Annotated in this window: 18 protein-coding genes; 7 read left to right on the forward strand and 11 right to left on the reverse strand. The window is 62.6% G+C overall.

The features are described from left to right. Window positions 1-42: 42 nt before the first annotated feature. Both gyrB and dnaN read right to left on the reverse strand, forming a co-directional pair. The gene (gene gyrB, locus EBQ26_RS03855; protein WP_122237858.1) at window positions 43-2,646 is read right to left on the reverse strand and encodes a DNA topoisomerase (ATP-hydrolyzing) subunit B; all 2,604 of its coding nucleotides are present in this window, start codon (window positions 2,644-2,646) and stop codon (window positions 43-45) included. A 266-nt stretch (window positions 2,647-2,912) separates the two neighbouring features. Continuing rightward, window positions 2,913-4,043, reverse strand: coding sequence for a DNA polymerase III subunit beta (dnaN, locus tag EBQ26_RS03860; protein WP_122237722.1), 1,131 nt, complete (start codon window positions 4,041-4,043; stop codon window positions 2,913-2,915). Between the two features lie 199 nt (window positions 4,044-4,242). Here dnaN and EBQ26_RS03865 point away from each other — a divergent pair, with 199 nt between their 5' ends. The 4 genes from EBQ26_RS03865 to purL all read left to right on the forward strand — a co-directional run bounded on the left by EBQ26_RS03865 (window position 4,243) and on the right by purL (window position 10,739). Then, entirely contained in the window at window positions 4,243-4,614 is a 372-nt protein-coding gene (locus tag EBQ26_RS03865; RefSeq protein WP_122237723.1) for a DsrE family protein, read from the forward strand. 191 nt (window positions 4,615-4,805) lie between these two features. After that, a complete protein-coding gene (locus EBQ26_RS03870) occupies window positions 4,806-5,585 on the forward strand; it encodes an enoyl-CoA hydratase (protein ID WP_122237724.1) in 780 nt (259 codons plus the stop codon). 121 nt (window positions 5,586-5,706) lie between these two features. Next, window positions 5,707-6,288, forward strand: coding sequence for a biliverdin-producing heme oxygenase (locus EBQ26_RS03875; protein WP_122237725.1), 582 nt, complete (start codon window positions 5,707-5,709; stop codon window positions 6,286-6,288). A 383-nt stretch (window positions 6,289-6,671) separates the two neighbouring features. Then, window positions 6,672-10,739 (forward strand): phosphoribosylformylglycinamidine synthase, encoded by a 4,068-nt coding sequence (purL, locus tag EBQ26_RS03880; RefSeq protein WP_122237859.1) that lies wholly within the window; start codon window positions 6,672-6,674, stop codon window positions 10,737-10,739. Window positions 10,740-10,976: 237 nt separating this feature from the next. On the opposite strand, the gene EBQ26_RS03885 is transcribed toward purL, so the two are convergent. The 6 genes from EBQ26_RS03885 to EBQ26_RS03910 form a co-directional block, all read right to left on the reverse strand. Then, complete coding sequence (locus EBQ26_RS03885; protein ID WP_122237726.1) at window positions 10,977-11,885, reverse strand: hydroxymethylglutaryl-CoA lyase; 909 nt, start codon at window positions 11,883-11,885, stop codon at window positions 10,977-10,979. A 220-nt stretch (window positions 11,886-12,105) separates the two neighbouring features. Next, window positions 12,106-12,444, reverse strand: coding sequence for a P-II family nitrogen regulator (locus tag EBQ26_RS03890; protein ID WP_122237860.1), 339 nt, complete (start codon window positions 12,442-12,444; stop codon window positions 12,106-12,108). Between the two features lie 160 nt (window positions 12,445-12,604). Further along, entirely contained in the window at window positions 12,605-13,525 is a 921-nt protein-coding gene (locus tag EBQ26_RS03895; protein WP_122237727.1) for a 2OG-Fe(II) oxygenase, read from the reverse strand. 46 nt (window positions 13,526-13,571) lie between these two features. Then, window positions 13,572-14,684, reverse strand: a complete 1,113-nt coding sequence (locus EBQ26_RS03900) for an aminoglycoside phosphotransferase family protein (RefSeq protein WP_122237728.1) — start codon at window positions 14,682-14,684, stop codon at window positions 13,572-13,574. Window positions 14,685-14,849: 165 nt separating this feature from the next. Continuing rightward, on the reverse strand, window positions 14,850-15,641 hold the full coding sequence (locus EBQ26_RS03905) for a 3'-5' exonuclease (RefSeq protein WP_122237729.1): 792 nt from the start codon (window positions 15,639-15,641) through the stop codon (window positions 14,850-14,852). Window positions 15,642-15,807: 166 nt separating this feature from the next. Beyond that, window positions 15,808-16,044: a DUF465 domain-containing protein gene (locus tag EBQ26_RS03910; RefSeq protein ID WP_122237861.1), complete on the reverse strand. Its 237-nt coding sequence runs from the start codon at window positions 16,042-16,044 to the stop codon at window positions 15,808-15,810. Between the two features lie 221 nt (window positions 16,045-16,265). On the opposite strand from EBQ26_RS03910, the gene EBQ26_RS03915 reads away from it, so the two are divergent. The 3 genes from EBQ26_RS03915 to EBQ26_RS03925 all read left to right on the forward strand — a co-directional run bounded on the left by EBQ26_RS03915 (window position 16,266) and on the right by EBQ26_RS03925 (window position 18,511). Then, window positions 16,266-16,697 (forward strand): DUF4395 family protein, encoded by a 432-nt coding sequence (locus EBQ26_RS03915; RefSeq protein ID WP_122248069.1) that lies wholly within the window; start codon window positions 16,266-16,268, stop codon window positions 16,695-16,697. Window positions 16,698-16,805: 108 nt separating this feature from the next. Further along, window positions 16,806-18,134, forward strand: coding sequence for an NAD(P)/FAD-dependent oxidoreductase (locus EBQ26_RS03920; protein ID WP_122237731.1), 1,329 nt, complete (start codon window positions 16,806-16,808; stop codon window positions 18,132-18,134). 26 nt (window positions 18,135-18,160) lie between these two features. Then, window positions 18,161-18,511, forward strand: coding sequence for a DUF5368 family protein (locus tag EBQ26_RS03925; protein ID WP_122237732.1), 351 nt, complete (start codon window positions 18,161-18,163; stop codon window positions 18,509-18,511). A gap of 80 nt (window positions 18,512-18,591) precedes the next feature. On the opposite strand, the gene EBQ26_RS03930 is transcribed toward EBQ26_RS03925, so the two are convergent. From EBQ26_RS03930 to nuoN, 3 genes are all read right to left on the reverse strand, one after another. After that, window positions 18,592-19,179, reverse strand: coding sequence for a class I SAM-dependent methyltransferase (locus EBQ26_RS03930; protein WP_122237733.1), 588 nt, complete (start codon window positions 19,177-19,179; stop codon window positions 18,592-18,594). A 154-nt stretch (window positions 19,180-19,333) separates the two neighbouring features. Next, window positions 19,334-19,768, reverse strand: coding sequence for a DUF1178 family protein (locus tag EBQ26_RS03935; RefSeq protein WP_122237734.1), 435 nt, complete (start codon window positions 19,766-19,768; stop codon window positions 19,334-19,336). Window positions 19,769-20,026: 258 nt separating this feature from the next. Beyond that, complete coding sequence (gene nuoN, locus EBQ26_RS03940) at window positions 20,027-21,526, reverse strand: NADH-quinone oxidoreductase subunit NuoN (protein ID WP_122237735.1); 1,500 nt, start codon at window positions 21,524-21,526, stop codon at window positions 20,027-20,029. Window positions 21,527-21,544 lie beyond the last annotated feature (18 nt).

Genomic DNA, 21,544 nt, shown 5'->3' on the forward strand with positions numbered 1-21,544 from the left:
CGGCAGCGGCGGCTCAAGCCCCGTGCGTCTCGCCCCTCAACATCACACGTCGATATTGGCCGCGCGCAGGGCGTTGGCTTCGATGAAGTCGCGGCGCGGCTCCACCTCGTCGCCCATGAGCATGGTGAAGATGCGGTCGGCCTCGATGGCGTCCTGGATTTGCACGCGCAGCAGGCGGCGCACGCTGGGGTCCATGGTGGTTTCCCAGAGCTGTTCGGCGTTCATTTCGCCCAGGCCCTTGTAGCGCTGGCGGCTGGTGGTGCGCTCGGCCTCGGCCAGCAGCCATTGCATGGCCTGGTGGAAGCTGGCCACCTCCTGCTCTTTCATGCGCTCGCCCTCGCCGCGCTGCACTTTGGCGCCTTCGCCCAGCATGCCGCTGAGGGCCTGGGCGGCCTGGGCCAGGGTGTGGTAGTCGGCGCTTTTGGCGAAGTCCTGCGGGATGAGGCTGCTTTTGATGTTGCCGTGGTGGCGGCGGCTGATGCGCAGCACGGGTTTTTCGGTGCGCGGGTCGATCAGGGCCTCGACTTGCGCTTGCTCGGTGACGCGGGTGCGGTCGCTCAAATGCTGTTGCAGCGCGGCGGCGGTGTGCTGCATGTCCTCCAGGGTGTCGGCGCGCAGCGGCACGCCGTCGGCCAAGGCCTGCAAGGCCTGGCCGTCCATGTAGGTGGACAGGCGCAGGATGGCGCCCTGGGCCTTCTGGTAGATGGCGGCCAGCTTCTCCAGCGCCTCGCCCTCAATGGGCTGGGCGCCTTCGCGCGGCAGGATGCGCGCGTCGCGCAGCGCGATGCGGGTGAGGAACTGGTCCAGCGCCTGGGCGTCCTTGAGGTACAGCTCCTCCTTGCCGGCCTTGACTTTGTACAGAGGCGGTTGGGCGATGTAGATGTGGCCGCGCTCGACCAGCTCGGGCATCTGGCGGTAGAAGAAGGTCAGCAGCAGGGTGCGGATGTGGGCGCCGTCCACATCGGCATCGGTCATGATGATGATGCGGTGGTAGCGCAGTTTGGCCGCGTCGAAGTCGTCTGCGCCGCCCTTGCCGTCCTCGCCCACGGTGCGGCCAATGCCGGTGCCCAGGGCGGTGATGAGGGTGAGGATTTCGTTGCTGGAGAGCAGCTTTTCGTAGCGCGCTTTCTCGACGTTGAGGATCTTGCCGCGCAGCGGCAGGATGGCCTGGAACTTGCGGTCGCGCCCTTGCTTGGCGCTGCCGCCGGCGCTGTCGCCCTCGACGATGTAGATCTCGCACAGGGCGGGGTCTTTCTCCTGGCAGTCGGCCAGCTTGCCCGGCAGGCCCATGCCGTCGAGCACGCCCTTGCGGCGCGTCATCTCGCGGGCCTTGCGCGCGGCTTCGCGGGCCTTGGCGGCCTCGACGATCTTGCCGCAGATGAGCTTGGCGTCGTTGGGCTTTTCCAGCAGGAAGTCGGTCAGCGCGCGGGCCACGATGTCTTCCACCGGGGCGCGCACTTCGCTGGAGACGAGCTTGTCCTTGGTCTGGCTGCTGAACTTGGGCTCGGGCACCTTGACCGAGAGCACGCAGCACAGGCCTTCGCGCATGTCCTCGCCGCTGACTTCAACCTTGTCCTTCTTGGCCAGGCCGTTTTCCTCGATGTATTTGTTGATGACGCGGGTCATGGCCGCGCGCAGGCCCGTCAGGTGCGTGCCGCCGTCGCGCTGCGGGATGTTGTTGGTGAAGCACAGCACGGTTTCGTTGTAGCTGCTGTTCCACTGCATGGCCACTTCCACGCCGATTTCCGTGCCGGGGATGCCGCCGTAGCTGTCGGCCGGGCGGCTGCCGCTGGCATAGAAAGTGGTGGGGTGCAGCACCTGCTTGCCTTTGCTGATGAACTCCACAAAGCCCTGCACGCCGCCGCTGCCGGCGAAGTCGTCCTCCTGGCCGGTGCGCTCGTCCAGCAGGCGGATGCGCACGCCGTTGTTCAGAAAGCTCAGCTCGCGCAGGCGCTTGGCCAGCACCTCGTACTGGAATTCGTTGTTCTGCTGAAAGATGTCGGTGTCGGGCAGGAAATGCACGCGCGTGCCGCGCTGCTCGGCCGGGCCGATGATGCGCATGGGCGAGACCTGCACGCCATCGACGACTTCGATCTGCCGATCGAGCAGCTTGCCGCGCGAGAAGCTCAGCTCGTGCTGCACGCCCTCGCGCGAGACGGTGACGGTCAGCGAGGAGGAGAGCGCGTTCACGCAGCTCACACCCACGCCGTGCAGGCCGCCGGAGACTTTGTAGCTGTTCTGGTTGAACTTGCCGCCGGCGTGCAGCTCGGTCAGCGCGATCTCGGTGGCAGAGCGCTTGGGCTCGTGCTTGTCGTCCATCTTGATGGCCGTGGGGATGCCGCGGCCGTTGTCCTGCACGCTCAGCGAGCCATCGCCGTGGATGGTGATGAGGATGTCGTCGCAGTGGCCCGCCAGGGCCTCGTCGATGGAGTTGTCCACCACCTCGAACACCAGGTGGTGCAGGCCCGTGCCATCGGAGGTGTCGCCGATGTACATGCCCGGGCGCTTGCGCACGGCCTCCAGCCCTTCGAGGATCTGGATCGCGCCGGCGTCGTAATCGCTGCCGGCCGGCTCGCCCTGGGTGGGCGCGGGGCGCTCCTCGGGCAAGTCAGAAGGTGGTGCATCGGAGCGGTTGGAATCTGTCATGTCGGCTTTCTTTCGTTTTCGGGTGGCGCTGGGCAGTTCAGGCACCACCAAAACGCGGTTTGCAAAACGCGGCTTGCAAAACGCGGGCTGCTCCCGCCAGGGCGCAGCCTTGCTTGTCAACGCCTCAGCCCCCAAAACCCTCCAAGCGCAGGGCGCCTTTTGAGGGTTTTGGGGGCTGAGAGCCTGGGCAAAATCTCTGCAAGGCCATCACGGCTTATTAGAGCCTGTTTAGCGCCTGTCAGCGATAGAGGGCCTACTCAGGCCCCTCAAATCCGCATCGGCATCACCACGTATTTGAAGTTGGCATCGTCGGGCGTGCTCAGCAGCGCCGAACTGCTGCCATCTTCAAAGGTGATGGTGACCATGTCCTGCTGCATGTTGGAGAGCACATCCAGCAGATAGCTGACGTTAAAGCCGGATTCGACCTTCTCGCCGCCGTAATCGATTTCCAGCTCGTCCTGCGCCTCCTCCTGCTCGGCGTTGGCCGAGCTGATGCGCAGCAGGCCCGGCTCGAAATGCAGGCGAACGCCCTTGAATTTGTCGCTGGTCATGATGGTCATGCGCTGCAAGCTCGCTTGCAGGGCCTGGCGGCCCAGCGTCACGCTGTGGCGGTAGCCCACGGGGATGACGCGGTTGTAATCGGGGAACTTGCCCTCCACCAGCTTGGTGACGAACTCCAGCCCGTTGAAACTGAGCTTGGCCTGGTTGTTGGCAAATTGGAATTGGATCATCGCCACGTCATCGCCGCGGTCGTTGCGCGCGTCGCGCAACAGGCGTTGCAGCTCCAGCACCGTCTTGCGCGGCAGGATGACTTCCTGCTTGGGCACATCGGCGTCCAGCGTGGCGCTGGCAAAAGCCAGGCGGTGGCCGTCGGTGGCCACCAGGCTGAGCGTGCGGCCTTCGGCCACGAACAAGATGCCGTTGAGGTAATAGCGGATGTCCTGCACCGCCATGGCGAAAGACACCTGGCCCAGCAAATGCTTGAGCACGGCTTGCGGGATGGAAAACGCCGGGCCGAAGTTGGGCGACTCCTGCACCAGCGGGAAATCGCTGGCGGGCAGCGATTGCAGAGTGAAGCGGCTTTTGCCGCCTTTGAGGATGAAGCGCTCCTGTGCGGCCTCCAGCGTCACGACCTGATCGGGCTGGAAGGTTCGCAAAATCTCGATCAGCTTGCGCGCGCCGATGGTGGTGGCAAAGTCTTCGGCAGCATCCCCGCCCAGATCGGCGGTAGTGCGGATTTGCACCTCCAGATCGCTGGTGGTCAATTGCAAGATGTTGCCCGTCTTGCGCAGCAGCACGTTGGCCAGAATGGGCAGGGTGTGCCGACGCTCCACAATGCCCGCAATGGATTGCAGAACCGAAAGGACTTTGTCCTGGGGAGCTTTGAAGACAATCAACGCTTTTCTCCGTGGATGAGGTGTTGCAGCGCCCGCGCGGTCTTGCCGTCTTTGAGCCAACCGCTGCTCAAGAGTGCGCGCAAAGACGCAAATGCGGGCCAATGCGCTATTTTCTACGAAAAAACAGGTGCTTTCCGCCTATACCATAGGGCGTTTTGAGTCTCCTCACCTTCCTTCCCTCACCCTCTCAGGAGTGCCTATGCAAACCACCGATTTCGTTTCTACCCTTTTTGATGGTCAATCCAACCCCAACAAAGTCACGGTTGCCTTCACCATGGCGCTCAATGCCGTGCAGCAAGGCCACAGCGCCACGCTCATCCTCATGGTGGAGGCGGTCACGCTGGGCAAACCCGGCGCCACCCAGGGCATGGACATCGGCCAGCCCTTTGAGCCGGTGAGCGATTTGCTGGAGAAATTCCTCGCCGGCGGCGGGCGCGTGGTGATCTGCCGCTCCTGCATGGTGCACAACGGCCTGAGCGAAGCCGATATGGATCCGCGCTTTGGCTTCATCACCGCCCCCGAAGTGGTGCAATTGCTCATGGCCGCCAAAGGCACACTGCAAGTGGCCTGATCGCGCACAGCGCACAACACCCAGGCACACGCGCCGTGCCACAACGGCCTGACCGCCCGCGCGGCTTGCCTGGCACTTTCCCTGCCCCTGGCTGGCCTGAGCCTGGCCCAGCGGGCGCTAGCATCGGCAAGGCTGTGGCCTTGGGGCCTTACCCCTCCCCCTTCTCATAACACCTTCAAAGGAGATTTCACATGGCATACGAAACCATCGAAGTACGCACCGAAGCGGAAAAAGTCGGCATCATCACTCTCAACCGCCCCAAGGCCCTCAACGCCTTGAACGACCAGCTCATGACCGAGCTGGGCCAGGCCCTCAAGGCCTTTGACGCCGACGACAGCATTGGCTGCATCATCGTCACCGGCAGCGAAAAAGCCTTTGCCGCCGGCGCCGACATCACGGCCATGGCCAAGTACAACTTCATCGACGCCTACAAGGGCGACTTCATCACCCGCAACTGGGAAACCATCCGCAGCGTGCGCAAGCCCGTCATCGCCGCCGTCAGCGGCTACGCCCTGGGCGGCGGCTGCGAGCTGGCCATGATGTGCGACTTCATCATCGCCGCCGAAAACGCCAAGTTCGGCCAGCCCGAAATCAAGCTGGGCGTGATCGCCGGCGCAGGCGGCACGCAGCGCCTGCCGCGCGCCGTGGGCAAGGCCAAGGCCATGGACATGAACCTCACCGGCCGCATGATGGACGCGCAGGAAGCCGAGCGCTCCGGCTTGGTCAGCCGCGTGGTGCCCACCGACAAGCTGATGGAAGAAGCCCTGGGCGCGGCGCTGACCATTTCCAGCTACTCGCTCATCGCCGCCATCGCCGCCAAGGAAGCCGTCAACCGCGCCTTTGAAAGCGGCCTGTCCGACGGCGTGATGTTCGAGCGCCGCCTGTTCCACGCGCTGTTTGCCACGCAAGACCAGAAGGAAGGCATGGACGCCTTCGTCAACAAGCGCCCGGCGCAGTTCAAGAACCAGTAAACCCTACCAGACGGCCTTCCCAGGCCGTCTTTTTATAAATCAAAAATAAATAAAACAACCTCGTTTCGGCAATTCTGTCAATAAATGGAATTTACTTTGATCTAGAACAAAAGGAAATGCCATGGAACAAGCCCAGCCCTTCAACCTCTACCTAAAAGAAAACAGCCGCGCCACCCACGACAGCGTGGATGCGCTGGTCATGTCCGTCAAACCCTTTGAGAACAACGCCAACTACATCCGCTTTTTGCAGTTGCAGGCGGTGTTCCACAAAATCGTCGATCCGCTGTTTCAAGACCCGCAGCTCAACGCCCGCATGCCCGGCCTCGCCGAGCGCCGCCGCTACGACGACGTGCTGCTGGACTTGCAAGATTTGGGCGCAGCCGAAAAGCCCGTGCAACTACCCATCCCCCAGCCCCAGGGGGCCGAAGCCATCGGCTGGCTGTACTGCGCCGAAGGCTCCAACCTGGGCGCGGCGTTTTTGTTCAAGGACGCGCAAAAACACCTGGGCTTTGACGAAACTCGCGGCGCGCGCCACCTGCGCCCCCACGCCGATGGCCGGGCCAAGCACTGGCGCGAATTCACCGACCAGCTCAACCAACTGGACATGAGCAGCGGCCTCAACCGCGAAACCGCCCTCAAAGGCGCGCTGGAAGCCTTCAGCTTCTACAAAGCCTTGCTGCGCGAGATTTACGAGCTGGCTTGAGCCCACCGCCCCTGCCCACCTTCGACACCACCGGGCGGCCCGCGCATGCAGGGCCGCCTTTTATATTTCAAGGAAAAATAAACCCATACCCATCATGCCAAAACAAGGAAATTATTTTTCCCATTGATTTACAAAAATCCCCAATCAGCACATTCAGAGAGCTTTGACGCCGCCTCCCTCCCACCAAGCCAGCCACTGGCTGCCCGAAAGGCATACGCCGCAGGCCGTCCCCCCATCCGCTCTCTTGAGCGCCGTGTAGAGATTTTGGACAGGCTCTTAAAATGCGCGCTGGCCCGGCGCCCTCTTGTTTCACGCGGCTGCGCCCGCCCCTTTCGCCAGCCGCAAGCGCCCTGCCCACCGCCATCTTTTTCAGGATTTCCCCCGTGTCACTGTTCGTCACCCTGCTTGAGGGCGCACCCGCCCTTTCCGCCTTTCGCGCCCAAAAACTCCTGCCCCAACTGCAAGCCATCGCCCCCGGCATTGAGGCGCTGGATGCGCGCCACCTCTACCTGATCGCCAGCCAAACCCAGCCCGACGCCCAGACGCTGGCGCAGTGGGAGCGCCTGCTGGACGCCCAACAAGGCAGCGCCAGCAGCAACGCAGACAACACTGCCAGCGCCACCCGCGACGCCCACGCCCCGCTGTGGCTGGTCACGCCGCGCGTGGGCACGGTCAGCCCCTGGGCCTCCAAGGCGACGGACATCGCCCGCAACTGCGGCCTGGCGGCATCCTCGGGCCTGGTGCGCATCGAGCGCGCCACGGCCTACAACGTGCAGCCAGGCGGCCAGCCCTTGAGCCAAGCCCAGTGGCAAGCCATCGCCGCCCTGCTGCACGACCGCATGACCGAATCCGTGCTGACGCACCCCAGCCAGGCCCGACAACTGTTTGACAGCCTGCCCGCCGCGCCGCTGCAAACGGTGGACGTGCTCAGCGGCGGCCCCGAGCAAGGCAAGCAGGCGCTGGAGGCGGCCAACCGCGACTGGGGCCTGGCACTGGCCGAGGATGAGATCGACTACCTCGTAGCCGCCTTCACGCAACTGGGCCGCAACCCCACGGATGTGGAGCTGATGATGTTCGCCCAGGCCAACAGCGAGCACTGCCGCCACAAGATATTCAACGCGGACTTCACCATTGACGGCCAGCGCCAGGACAAAAGCCTGTTCGGCATGATCCGCCACACGCACCAGATGGCGCCGCAGCACACCGTCGTGGCCTATGCCGACAACGCCTCGGTGATGGAAGGCCATGCCATCGAGCGCTTCGTCGCCCGCGCCGGCGACGCCCAGGCCCCGCGCCAGTACGTGCGCGAGCCGGCCCGCCACGACGTGCTGATGAAGGTGGAGACGCACAACCACCCCACGGCCATCTCGCCCTTCCCCGGCGCGGCCACCGGCGCGGGCGGCGAAATCCGCGACGAAGGCGCCACCGGCCGTGGCGCGCGGCCCAAGGCGGGGCTGACAGGCTTTACCGTCTCCAAGCTCTGGGGCGGGCTGAGCGAGCAGCCCGGCGGCAAGCCCGCCCACATGGCCAGCCCGCTGGAGATCATGACCGAAGGCCCGCTGGGCGGCGCGGCCTTCAACAACGAGTTTGGCCGCCCCAACCTGGCCGGTTATTTCCGTGAATACGAGCAAGAAGTCGCGGGCGTGCAGCGCGGCTTTCACAAGCCCATCATGATCGCCGGCGGCCTGGGGCAGATCGATGCCACGCAGGTCAAGAAAGTGCAATTCCCCGCTGGCACGCTGCTGGTGCAACTGGGCGGTCCGGGCATGCGCATCGGCATGGGCGGCGGCGCGGCCAGCTCGCTGGCCAGCGGCGTGAACGCGGCCGATCTGGACTTTGACTCCGTGCAGCGCGGCAACCCCGAGATTGAGCGCCGCGCGCAGGAAGTCATCAACCAATGCTGGCAATTGGGCCAGGACAACCCCATCCTGGCCATCCACGACGTGGGCGCGGGCGGCTTGTCCAACGCCTTCCCCGAGCTGGTCAACGACGCCGGGCGGGGCGCGCGCTTTGATTTGCGCGCCGTGCCGCTGGAGGAAAGCGGCCTCTCGCCCAAGGAGATCTGGAGCAACGAAAGCCAGGAGCGCTACGTCATGGCCATCGCCCCCGAGGCGCTGGCGCGTTTTGAGGCGCTGTGCGCGCGCGAGCGCTGCCCATTTGCCGTGGTGGGCGTGACCACCGAAGCGCGCGAGCTGCGCGTGACCGAGGGCGACGACGCCACCGAAGCCACCACCGCCCCGCACCCCGTGGACATGCCCATGGACGTGCTGCTGGGCAAACCGCCCAAGATGCACCGCGACGTGCGCAGCGTGGCGCGCACGCCCCAGCCGCTGGATGTCACCGGCGTGGGTCTGCAAGAGGCCATCATCGGCGTGCTCAGCCACCCCACCGTGGCCAGCAAGCGCTTTCTCATCACCATTGGCGACCGCGCCGTGGGCGGCCTCACGCACCGCGACCAAATGGTCGGCCCCTGGCAAGTGCCGGTGGCCGATTGCGCCGTCACCCTGGCCGATTTCAAAGGGCTGGCGGGCGAAGCCATGAGCATGGGCGAGCGCAGCCCGGTAGCCGCCCTCAACGCCCCGGCCTCGGGCCGCCTGGCCATTGCCGAGGCCATCACCAACCTGCTGGCCGCGCCCATTGAGCTGGCGCGCGTCAAGCTCTCGGCCAACTGGATGGCCGCCTGCGGCGAGCCGGGCGAGGACGCCGACCTGTACGCCACCGTGCGCGCCGTCGGCCTGGAGCTGTGCCCGGCGCTGGGCATTTCCATCCCCGTGGGCAAGGACAGCCTGTCCATGCGCACCGTCTGGCAGCACGAAGGCCAGCCACGCAAGGTCACCTCGCCCGTGACGCTGATCGCCAGCGCCTTTTGCACCCTGCCCGACATCACCGACACGCTCACGCCGCAACTCAATCGCGACGAGGCCGACACCACCCTCATCCTCATCGACCTGGGCCGCGGCCAGATGCGCATGGGCGGCTCCATGCTGGCGCAGGTGCTGGGCCAGGAGGGCGGCGCCACCGCCGATCTGGACGACGCGCAAGACCTGGTGCGCCTGGTCGATGCCGTCAACCAACTGCGCCGCGAAGGCAAGCTGCTGGCCTACCACGACCGCAGCGACGGCGGCCTGTTGGCCACCGTGGCCGAAATGGCCTTTGCCGGGCGCGTGGGCGTGGCGCTGAATGTGGACTTGCTCGTCACCGAAGGCGACGGCATCAGCGACAGCCGCGCCGAATACGGCGACGCCAAGAACTGGGCGCAGCAAATCAGCGCACGCCGCGAAGAACTCACCCTCAAAGCCCTGTTCAACGAGGAGCCGGGCGTAGTGCTGCAAGTGCGCACCGCCGAGCGCGACGCCGTCATGCAAACGCTGCGCGCGCACGGCCTGTCCAAGCACAGCCACTACATCGGCAAAACCCGCCCCGCGCAGGCCCCGCTGGAAGATGGCAAAGGCCAGCTGCAAATCTGGCGCGACACGCAAAAAGTCTTTGCCGCCGACCTGTTCGACCTCTACCAGGTCTGGGACAGCGTGAGCTGGCAAATCGCCCGCGAGCGCGACAACCCCGCCTGCGCCGATGAAGAACACGCCAGCGCGGGCCAAATGGACGACCCCGGCCTGCATGTGCATCTGAGCTTCGATCCGGCCGAGGACGTGGCCGCCCCCTTCATCGGTCAGGCTCGCCCGCGCGTGGCCATCCTGCGCGAGCAGGGCGTCAACTCCCACGTCGAAATGGCCTACGCCTTCAGCGAAGCGGGCTTTGACGCCATCGACGTGCACATGAGCGACTTGCAGGCCGGGCGCGAAAACCTGGCGCAATTTCAGGGCTTGGTCGCCTGCGGCGGCTTCAGCTACGGCGACACCCTGGGCGCGGGCGTAGGCTGGGCGCGCTCCATCACCTTCAACCCCGCGCTGCTGGAGCAATTCCAGCAATTCTTCGCCCGTGGCGACAGCTTCGGCCTGGGCGTGTGCAACGGCTGCCAGATGTTCGCCGAGCTGGCGAGCATCATCCCCGGCGCAGGGGCCTGGCCGCGCTTTACCACCAACCGCAGCGAGCGCTTCGAGGCGCGCCTCTCGCAAGTCGAGGTGCTGGACAGCCCCAGCCTGTTCCTGCAAGGCATGGCTGGCAGCCGCCTGCCCGTCGTCGTCGCCCACGGCGAAGGCTTTGCCAACTTCAGCCGCCAGGGCGACGCCAGCGCTGCCATCGCCGCCATGCGCTACGTCGATCACCTGGGCCAGCCCACCGAGCGCTACCCCGCCAACCCCAACGGCAGCCCCGGCGGCCTGACCGCCGTCACCACCGCCGACGGGCGCTTCACGGCCATGATGCCCCACCCCGAGCGCGTCTTCCGCAACGCCCAGATGAGCTGGACGGATCTGGCCGCCACCGGCGGCCTGGGCGCCCACAGCCCCTGGGTCCGCCTGTGGCGCAACGCGCGCAAGTGGGTGGGTTAAACACCACCAAAATACAAATCAAAAGGAAATAAAATAACCCCTTATTGGCATGATGGGTCTATTGTTCCATTTACCTTGATTTGTATAGAACACCAATACAAACGGCCGCTTGATGCGGCCGTTTGCGTTGGTATTGGTATGGGTGGCGAAGGCGGATCAAGCGAGAGATTTGCCAACCGCCAAACAAGCGCATTGGCCCTCAGCCCTCAAAATGCTCAGGCTCCAACCATCACCCCTTCAACCCGCGCGCTTATTGAGCAGCGCCACCGCCACGCGGGATTGGTTTTTGCGGCCCAGATGCTCGCTGATGAATTGGCCTGCGTCCACGAGCTTGTCCAGATCGATGCCCGTTTCGATATCCATGCCGTGCAGCATATACACCACATCTTCCGTGGCAACGTTGCCCGTGGCGCCCTTGGCGTAAGGGCAACCGCCCAGGCCAGCGACGGAGGATTGGAAGTTGCTCACCCCCACCTCCATCGCCGCCAAGGTATTGGCCAGAGCCTGGCCGTAGGTGTCGTGGAAGTGGCCGCTGATGTGTGCAATGTCGTAATAGCCCAGCGTCGCCTCGATGGCGGCCTGCACCTTGCGCGGCGTGCCCACGCCGATGGTGTCGGCCACGTCCACGCGCTGCACGCCAATTTCTTTCATCAGGCTAGCCAGGTAGGCTACTTTTTCGGGGGCGATATCGCCTTCGTAGGGGCAACCGACGGTGCAGCTCATGGCGCCGCGCACGGCCATGCCTTGGGCCAGGGCGGCCTGAACCACCGGGGCGAAGCGCTCGATGCTCTCGGCAATGGAGCAGTTGATGTTCTTCTGGCTGAAAGCCTCGCTGGCCGAGCCAAAGACGACGATTTCGTCAGGCCGCGTGGGCAGCGCCGCTTCAAAACCTTTCATGTTGGGGGTGAGCACGCTGTAGCGCACGCCGGCCTTGCGGGCGATGCCGGCCATGACTTCGGCGTTGTCGCCCATTTGCGGCACCCATTTGGGGCTGACGAAGCTGGTGACTTCGATTTCCTGCAAGCCCGCCTCTTGCAGCTTGTGCACCAGCTCGATCTTGATGGCGGCGGGCACAGGTTGTTTTTCGTTTTGCAAACCATCGCGCGGGCCGACGTCGATGATCTGGACTTTGCTGGGCAATGTCATGGCGGGACTCTCCTGGTGAAAGCGCTGTGGGGAAGCGCAATTTTTATATTTCAAAAAGCAACAAAATCACCCTATTTCGGCAATTTTATAAACAATCGCCTTTTCTTATGATCTGCAATATAGCCATGAAATGGCTGTAGGCGATGTTTTCTGCGGGGAAGGCGGCCGTGGCAAAAACATCGGGCCTGTGAAAGGCCCGATGTTTTTGCTCCAGATGCCATCACACGGCGTCGCCGTTTTGCTCGCCGGTGCGGATGCGGATGACTTGCTCCAGCGGGGTGATGAAAATTTTGCCGTCGCCGATTTTGCCGGTGCGCGCGGCCTTGGTGATGGCCTCCACGCAGGTTTCCACGACTTCGCTTTTGACGGCGATTTCGATTTTGACTTTGGGCAAAAAGTCCACCACGTATTCGGCGCCACGGTACAGCTCGGTATGGCCTTTTTGGCGGCCAAAGCCTTTGACTTCAGAGACCGTCAGGCCCGTAATACCTGCTTCGGCCAGGGCTTCGCGCACCTCATCGAGTTTGAAGGGTTTGATGACGGCGGTAATCAGCTTCATGCTCATGGAAATTCCTGCTTCGATGGTTTTGCGAGTACGGGCCGCCAACGACGGCCCGCGCTCCTTGGAGTGAAAACATACGCCTCGCGCACCGGGCGCGCGACGGGCTCTGATGGTAACGCGATTAGGGTGCGCGGTGCCTGCCCATTCGCAGCATTGGTTACTGAAAAACCCGCTCGCGCAGCCATTTGGTGGCGACCCATTTTTCGCCGGATATGACGGGCGCGCCGCCATGCAGCGAGAGGGTGCTGGGGTGGGCACGGTCGTAGCTGAAAAAAACGGCCATGCCTTGCTGGGCGGTGATTTCCAGCCCGGCGTCGGGGAAGGTGGTGCCGCCGCCTTCGGGCGGGGTGTTGAGGTAGATCAGCAGGGTTCCCACGCGCTGGCCGCCGCGGCTGAGCAGCGCCTCGGTGCTGGGCTGGCCCAGCTCGAAGTAGTCGTAATGGGGGCGATATTCCGCACCCGGCCCGTAGCGCAGCACTTGCAGGCCCTCGCCGTTTTCCACCGGCCAATTGAGCAGGCGGCTGATACGCGCCTCCAGCGCGCTGATGACGGGGGCCTGGCCGCGATCGAAAAACATGCCGTCGCTGGTGCGGCTGGCGTTGAGGGAGTCGCCACCCTCCTCGCTTTGGTTATCCACGGTGAGGGAGCGGCGCATGTGCGGCTTGGCCAGCGTGATGATTTCATCGCACTCGGCGGGCGTGAGCAGGCCGTCGAGCACGACCACGCGCGGCAGGCGCAGGTGCATGAGCACGCGCACCTGGCGGTCGCCCACGTCGATCCAGGCGGGGTGGTTGTCCAGCGCAATCTCTGGCGTGGCGACGGCGCGCGGCAAGCGCTCAGCCGATCGGGCCGCCGCGCCTGCGGGGCCTAGCGCTTGCTCCAGCACGGCTTGCAGCGCGGCGAGATCGATGCCGAGCACGGTCTCCAGCGCGGCCAGCGCCACTTCTTCATGCCAGCCTGCATCCAGCATGGCTTGCAGCACCTTGGGCGCGGAAACGCCCGCCTTGGCCTGCGCGGCGATCCAGGTTTTCAGCTCAGGCGTGATGGAGGCCTGGTAGGGGTTGGCGGCTTGGGTCATAGCGGTGGTTTCCTACAAGGGCAGAAAGCGAGGCGCGGCGGCAGCATCACATGCGGCCAAAGGAGAAGGCCTCGCTCTGGGGTGTTTGCTCCACTTCGTCGATCAGGCGCAGCAGCGGGCGCAGCTCGCGGTAGCGGCTGGCGGTGCTGCGGATGTAGTGGATAAAGCGCGGCGCATCAGCCAAGTATTGGGGCTTGCCATCGCGCAGCGTCAGGCGCGCAAAAATGCCCGCCACTTTCAGATGGCGCTGCAGGCCCATCCATTCCACCGCGCGGTAGAACTCGCCGAAATCGCGCTCCAGTTCGGGGGCGTTGGCCAACAATCCGGCTTTGCGGGCGCGCTCCCAGTAACGCACGGCGATGTCGAGCACGAAGTCCTCCTCCCAACTGTGGAAGGCGTCGCGCAGCAAGCTGGCCAGGTCATAGGTGATGGGGCCATGCAGCGCGTCCTGGAAATCCAGCAGGCCGCTCAGGCGCGCGCCCTGCCCCGCCGTATCGGGCTGCACCATCAGGTTGCGTAGCATGTAATCGCGGTGGACGAAGACTTGCGGCACGGCCAAGCTGCGCGCCACGATGAGCTCAAAGCTCTGGTGCAGGCATTGGGTTTGGCTGGCGCTGAGTTCGGCCCGGCGGTGTTGGCCCAGGTACCACTGCTCGAAAAGCCTCAGCTCCTGGTGCAGCTTGTCGGCGTCGTAGGCGGGCACCGACTGTGCGGGAACGCGAGTTTGCATGGCGATGAGCCAATCCAGCGCCTGCACCATCAGCGGCTGGGCGCGCCGGGCGGTGTCTTCGCCGCCGTTGGGGGCGTCTTGCGCAGTGGCCAGCAGATATTGCAACGCGGTTTGACGGCCCAGGTCGTTCATGAGGAGGAAGCCGTTTGGCACGTCAGCGGCCAGGATGTCCGGCACGGGCAAGCCCGCTTGCTGCAAAAGCTGGTCGATGTGCAAAAAGGCCGCCAGCGGCTCTTTGTCCGGCGGGGCGTCCATGATGATGCGGCTTTGGCCCTGCCGGTCGTGCACGCGCAGGTAACGCCGAAAGCTGGCGTCGGCGCTGGCCAGCTTCAAGGTGCTGGCATCGAGGCCGTGGGCAGCCGCCTGGGCGGCGAACCAGGCGTCAAAACAGATGCGGCGTTCAGGGTCTTCCCACGGGATGCTGTTCATGGTTTTTTCTCAAACTGTGCTGCCCGCCATTGTATGAATAGGCTGCCTGGGATTTGGGCTGAAAGCGACACTTTGATGAAATAGCTGTTTTTAAATCAAAATAAAATTCAACCAAATACTATCATGCCAAAATAGCATTATTTTATTTCTTTTTGAATTGCAAATTCAAAGACCTGCATGCTGTTGCGCGTGCCGCTGTTGCTCTGCGCGGGCCATGGCGGCGATGAGTTCGCCCCAGGTTGCCATGCCCAGCGCCTGCGCCCTGGCCAGTGCGACCAATGCCAATTCGGCGGTGGCCATCGCATCGGCCACGGCATGGTGGCGCTCGCTATTGCCCAGGCGCAAGGCGCGCAGCCACGCATCCAGATCGGTGCCCAGCGCGGCATGCTCGGGGAACAACAGCGGCATGGCATGCGCCAGGTCGTACACCTTGGGCAAGCGCCCGCCCTGCGCCGTCAGCCCCAGCCACTGCTGCGCGGCGCGGTGCAGCATCGTTTCGTCAAACCAGGCGTGCCAAGCCAGCCAAACTGCATCTTGCCCCCAATCGAGCAATTCCAGCAACGCCTGGTGCGGGTCTTGCCCCTGGGCCAGATCGGCTTGCGTCATGCCGTGGAATAACTGGCTATCGGGCTTGAGCTGCACCTGCACTGCCAGCACGCGCTCCCACGTTTGTCCCAGCGCAATGCCCAAGCCCTGGCCGCCGGCATCTGGCTCCAGGCGCACGCCACCGATGGACAAGATGGTGTCGCGCTTGAGGTCCAGCCCCGTTGTCTCCAGGTCGAACACCACCACCGCCTGCTGCCGCAAGCCTTGCGCGCCCGCTTGCACCATGGCAGGCAACTGTGCCAGTTGTGCGGCCAATGCCTGCTGCTCGCTGCTTGACAGCGCCTGCTGCGCACGCGCGGCTGCTCCGCCTGCGCTTGCGCCGCCCAGCCACTGCCTGATCCGATCCCACATACTGCCCTGCCTTCCATGCAAGCCCCCATTACCGCACTGGCTGGCGGCGTTGCGTCAGCTCGTCGCCAGCCACACGCTCAACGCCATCCCAGCGCGCATAAAAAAAGGAACGCCACCTGTTGGGATGCGTTCCTTTTCATGGTCTCAGTGGGCTTCAAGCCATTGTTCACTGCTCGCCGCTGGCTTCCGCCTCACGACGCAAGATCGCGTACAACTCATCTTTGATGAGCAGTTTTTCTTTCTTCAGCGTTTCAATTTCGGTATGGATGCCGCCAGCATCCATATCTTCAAGCCTCTTGATCTGGTGATCCAGATCATTGTGCTTTTCAAACAAATTCAAAAAGCGGGCGTTGGTGCCTTCGGTTTTCAGGCGGGTAATCAGATCACGGTATTCAGGAAACATGCGCGTTTCACTCCTTTCTTGCCGCCGATGATAGCCCAGCGCACAGGCCATTGAACGCAAAAGCCCCCCGATTCCCACCGGCCTGCCGCAAATAGGTTTTGCTGCCGATGCAGCCGTCTCAATTGTTAAAAATGCGTGTAATATCAATTCATCCTGCGTCAAGTTGTGTCTGCACATGTACACACAAGTGCCGCAGGATTTGCCCATGCCTTCAAGCCGCCATGCTCCGTTTTGATCTTCCGCCCGTCTGGTCCCACGTCACGCGCTGGGAGTCTTTCATCAGCTTTCTCGTCAGCGCCGCCGCCTTGGTGTGGACGCCGTGGCTGCTGCTCATCCCCCTGGTGCAAGGCTTTGTGCGCGGCTTCTTTGGCCATTACAAATGCCCAAGCCATGTCGTCTGGGCCAAACTTTTCGAGGCGCGCGGCTGGGGCGGCAAAAAAGAAAATGCAGGCGCCAAGATGTTTGCCAACAAAATGCTGTTTCTGGCCAGCGCCGTGGCGCTGGTGCTGGCCTTCGCGGTCCAAAGCCCTTTGTGGCAAGTGCCCTGCATCGCCATTCTGGTCTTGACAGCACTGGATTGGAGTATGGGCTTTTGCGCTGCATGCTCCGTGTACGGGCTGTGGTATCGCCAATTCCCACCTAAAAACGGCTGACTGCCGCTAACGTTTTTCTTTCTCCCGGGCTTTTGCGTGCTTGCTGCGCAAAACTCCACTAGGGGCGCATTTCCATTCAGTAACACACCAACCAAGGAGACTTGATTCATGAGCATCAAAACCCCTCCCGCCCTCAGCCGCCGCGAGCTGCTGTCGCTTGGCGTGGCTGGCGCAGGTTTGGCTATGCTGCCAGCCAGCAATACCCAAGCCGCACCGGCCAAAATCAAGACCAGCGCTCGAATCGTCATTGCCGGCGCAGGCGCTGCCGGCTTGGCCAGCGCTTCGCGCCTGGCGGCCGCGCTCGATGGCGCCAAAATCACCATCATCGATCCGCGCAAGCAGCACCTGTACCAACCCGGCTATACGTTGGTGGCAGCAGGCATCAAGCCAGAGGACTACCCCATCTCCACCACCGCCGAGTACATCCCGCAAGGCGTAGAGTGGGTCCCCGAGCGCGTAAGTGAAATCGACCCTGAAGGCAAGCGCGTGGTGACCGATTCGGGCAAGAGCTTTGCTTATGACTTCCTGTTCGTTACCACTGGCCTGGTGCTGGACTACGCCGCCATCGAGGGCATGGACGAGAGCCTGATCGGCCGCGAAGGCATCGGCAGCATCTACCACAGCCCGCAAGGTGCATTTGCCACCTGGCGCGAGATGGACCGCTTCACGCAAAAAGGCGGCGTGGGCGTGTTCCTGCGCCCAGCCTCCGAAATGAAGTGCGCGGGCGCGCCGCTGAAATACACCTTCCTGGTGGAGGACTACCTCAGCCGCCGTGGCGTGCGCGGGCGCTCGCAACTGATTTACAACGCCCACAGCAAGGCCTTGTTCAGCGTGCCCGTGGTGGCTGAAAAAGTGCGCATGCTGTTCCAGGAGCGCGGCGTGCAGGTCAATTACGAGCGCTCGCTCAAATCCATCGACCCGGGCCGCCGCATCGCCACCTTCAACACCACCGAGGGCACGACCGAGCTGCAATACGACTTCATCAACGTCATCCCGCCGATGAAGGCGCCCGACGCCGTGCGCAACAGCCCCCTGCCCTGGCAGGAAGGCAAATGGGCCAAGGATGGCTGGATGGAAGTGGACAAGGGCACGCTGCGCCACGTGCGCTACCCCAACGTCTTCGGTGTGGGCGACATCGCCGGCGTGCCCAAGGGCAAGACGGCCGCCAGCGTCAAATGGCAAGTGCCCGTGGCAGTCGATCACGTGCTGGCAGAGATCGCTGGCAAAACCAGCAATGCCCTCTACACCGGCTACACCTCCTGCCCGCTGGTGACGCGCCTGGGCCGCGCCATGTTGGTGGAGTTCGACTACCAGAACAACCTGATGCCCTCCTTCCCTGGCGTCATCGCGCCGCTGGAGGAGCTTTGGGCCAGCTGGGTGCTCAAGACCACCGCCCTCAAACCCACCTACATCAGTATGCTGCGCGGCCACGTCTGAGCGCGCTCACACAAGGAGATGAACACATGAAAGAGCTGGACTTTTCCTCCCTGCTGGCCGTGCTGCAGGAAATGCTGGGCACGCCCTTGCTGATTGCCTTGCCTGTCATCAGCATTCTGGGCACCGTGGCCTTCTTGTGGCTGCTGCTGCGCGAAGGCCTGGCCCCCGCTCGCCTGGTGGTATGCCAATTTTTGGGCATCATCGGTGGCGCATTGGCTGTGGCCTTGATGTTCCAAGTGGCATCTTCGGGCAGCACCAACCCGGGCGGCGCCATCGACTGGCTGGTTATCGGGCTGGTGTACGTGCTGGGCTGGATCGGCACAACCATCGTGTGCTACAGCATCGCTGGCTGGGTTGGCGGCGCACGCAAACGGTAAATACATTCCAAATCAATAGAAAAACCCCATTATGACTCAGTTGCCATAATGGGGTTATTTTTTATCCTTTGATTTAAAAATCATCGGCGCACTATCACCAAGCCAGGCTTGCGGGAAATCCGATACACCGACGCAGGCGGGATATTGCGCCACGTCTTGCCTTTGAGTTCCGCACGTAAATGCAGCGCCTCCAACATGCCCGGGGGCACCGGGCAGCGCGATCCATAAGTGAAAAGAAAAAAACTGCCGCCATCGCCCAGGTGGTGAAACGCGCCTTGCAAAATGCGCCGCACCACATCCTCGGGCATATTGAGCAGCCCCAGGCCGCACACAACCGCCCCGGCGGGCCTGCCATCAAACAAGCGTTGATTCTCTAAAGTTGCCGCATCCACTTGCAATACGTGCAGGCCGGGATGGCGCATTTGGAGCAGTTTGGCAAACGTCGCATCCAGCTCCACCACCGTAATGGCCTGTTGCGGCACGCCGCGATTGAGCATTGCCCGCGTAAACACCCCCGTGCCTGGCCCCAGCTCCAGAATCGGGCCGCTCTCTGGGCCAATTTCACTGGTAATGAGTTCGGCCAGCGCTTTGCCCGAAGGCGCTACGGCTGCAATTTTGCGAGGCTGACGAAGCCATCTCTTGATGAAAAGCGCTGCATCCTGGGGCATGGTGATTGGTATGGGTTTAAAAGGCTTGGCCCCACTTCTGCACGTTATAGGCATGCAAAGCGCCAGCTCCACAGGGAGCCAACCAAGGCAAGCGCGCAATGCGGTGGGGCTTTTGTTGTGAAATGGGATGACGCGCCAGAGCCTAAGCGACACTTTATTGCAAAGGCTCCGTGATGGCGGGGGGCAAGGGTAACACTGGAATACCCTCTTGCAGCAACTCCAGCACTTCCTGCCCACTCGCTTTGCCGTGGATGAGGCGCTCGGGCGCATTTCCTTCATGGATACGCCGCGCTTCCTGAGCAAAACGCTCGCCGACGTTTTCACCCTCACGCACCATTTGCCGCATGTGCGCCAACCAGCGCGCCTGCCGCTCCTCATCGGCACCACTCGCATCCGCCTCCTTAGCCCCAGCGCTACGATTGCTTTTGGCCTTGACATGCGGCGCGCTCAGCGCCTTTTGCACTTGCGAGCTGCCACACATCGGGCATTGCAGCACACCACGCTGCGCCTGCCCCTGGTAATCCTCCATGGAGGCAAACCAACCTTCAAAGACATGGCCATTGTCACAATGCAAATCCAATACTTTCATCGTGCATCCGTGCGTCATTCAGAGAAACGTGGGGGCACAAAGCCACCAGCAAAGCGGGCATTGTCGCTATAGATAGAGCACAAGACGCAAAACGCAGCCAGCAACCCGCGCTATTGGCAAATTTTTCATCTTGCAGACCGCCCTGCCCCCGGGGATAAGCCCGGCGCGTGGATTTTGAGAGCAGGCGCTCAGGCTCAACGCCATGAAAAAGGCGGCCGCATGGGCCGCCTGCAACGATCAGCACAAGTAAATGCAATCTCAGGTACTCAGCGCATTGAGGATTGCTTCTGCGCACAAGGCCATGAGGCCACCTGGCAGCAAGCCCAAGACCAACAGCAAGGCGCTATTGAGGCCCAGCACTGCCTTCACATCCCAAGGGCCTTGCACCGGCTGCGCATCGGTTGGAGCCGCATCAAAATACATGACCTTCACAACGCGCAGGTAATAGAAAGCGCCGATCAGCGACATGATCACAGCGAACACGGCCAGCATGACGTGCAGATTGGAGCCGGAATCGAGCAACGCCTGCAACACGGCGAACTTGGCATAAAACCCCACAAGCGGAGGAATGCCAGCAAAAGAGAACATGCACATCGCCATGATCCCCGCATAAAGCGGACTGCGTTGATTCAACCCTGCCAAGTCACGGATTTCGTCCGACTCGAATCCTTCCCGCGCAAGCAACATAATCAGCCCAAAGGTCGCCAATGTCGTCAGCACATAAGTGATGACATAGAACATGGCCGAGCTGTAAGCCGCCTGACCACTCGCGGCGCTGAACTCCGAGCCGTGAACGCCCGCCATCAGTCCCAGCAAAATGAAGCCCACGTGAGAAATGGTTGAATACGCCAGCATGCGCTTCAAATTGGTTTGCGCAATCGCAACCACGTTGCCGATGAACAGCGAGCAGATAGCCAACACCCCGAGCATTTGCTGCCAGTCAGCAGCCAACGGCAGCAAGCCATCAACCAACATTCGCATGATGATGCCAAAAGCCGCCAATTTGGGCGCAGATGCAATCAACAGGGTCACAGATGTTGGCGCGCCGTGGTACACATCCGGAATCCACATGTGGAAAGGGACAGCTCCCAGCTTGAAGGCCAGTCCGGCGACAATAAAGACCAAGCCGAATACCAGCACGTGTTGGCTATCAAACAAGCCGCTGTCGATCACGCGGAAGATTTCTCCAATATCCAGCGATCCCGTTGCCCCATACAGCATAGACATGCCATAGAGCAAGAAACCGCTTGCCATCGCGCCCAGAACAAAATACTTCATTGCAGCTTCCGTCGCCGCCACATCGTCGCGACGCAAGGCCACCAAAGCGTAACTGGACAGGGTCAAAAGCTCCAGACCGAGATAGAGCAGCAGCAAATTGTTGCCAGAAATCATGAAATCGATCCCCAACAACGCCAGCAGGGCCAATACAAACAGTTCGCCGCCACGCAGCATGTCACGACTGGCCGCGTAGGAGCGGGAATACACCAGCGTCACCATCACGCTGACGGCAGCAAAACCCTTGAGCCAACTGGCCATCGAATCCACCACCATCATGTTGCCAAAACCATAGAAGGTATTGCCCTTCAGGGCGTAAGCAAAATGCATCCCCGCCACCACGGCCAAGGTCAACATGGTCATACCATGGGTCAGGGTGCGCAGGCGACTTTTATCCGTGAGGTCCAGCAGTGTGATGATGCTGGCCATGATGAGCAGCACCAACTCTGGATATACGGCTACCCAGCCATAACTATCAATCATCGTCGTCTCTCTTCGCGG

Source organism: Allofranklinella schreckenbergeri, from assembly GCF_003703475.1.
GTDB classification, from domain to species: Bacteria; Pseudomonadota; Gammaproteobacteria; order Burkholderiales; family Burkholderiaceae_C; genus Lampropedia; species Lampropedia schreckenbergeri.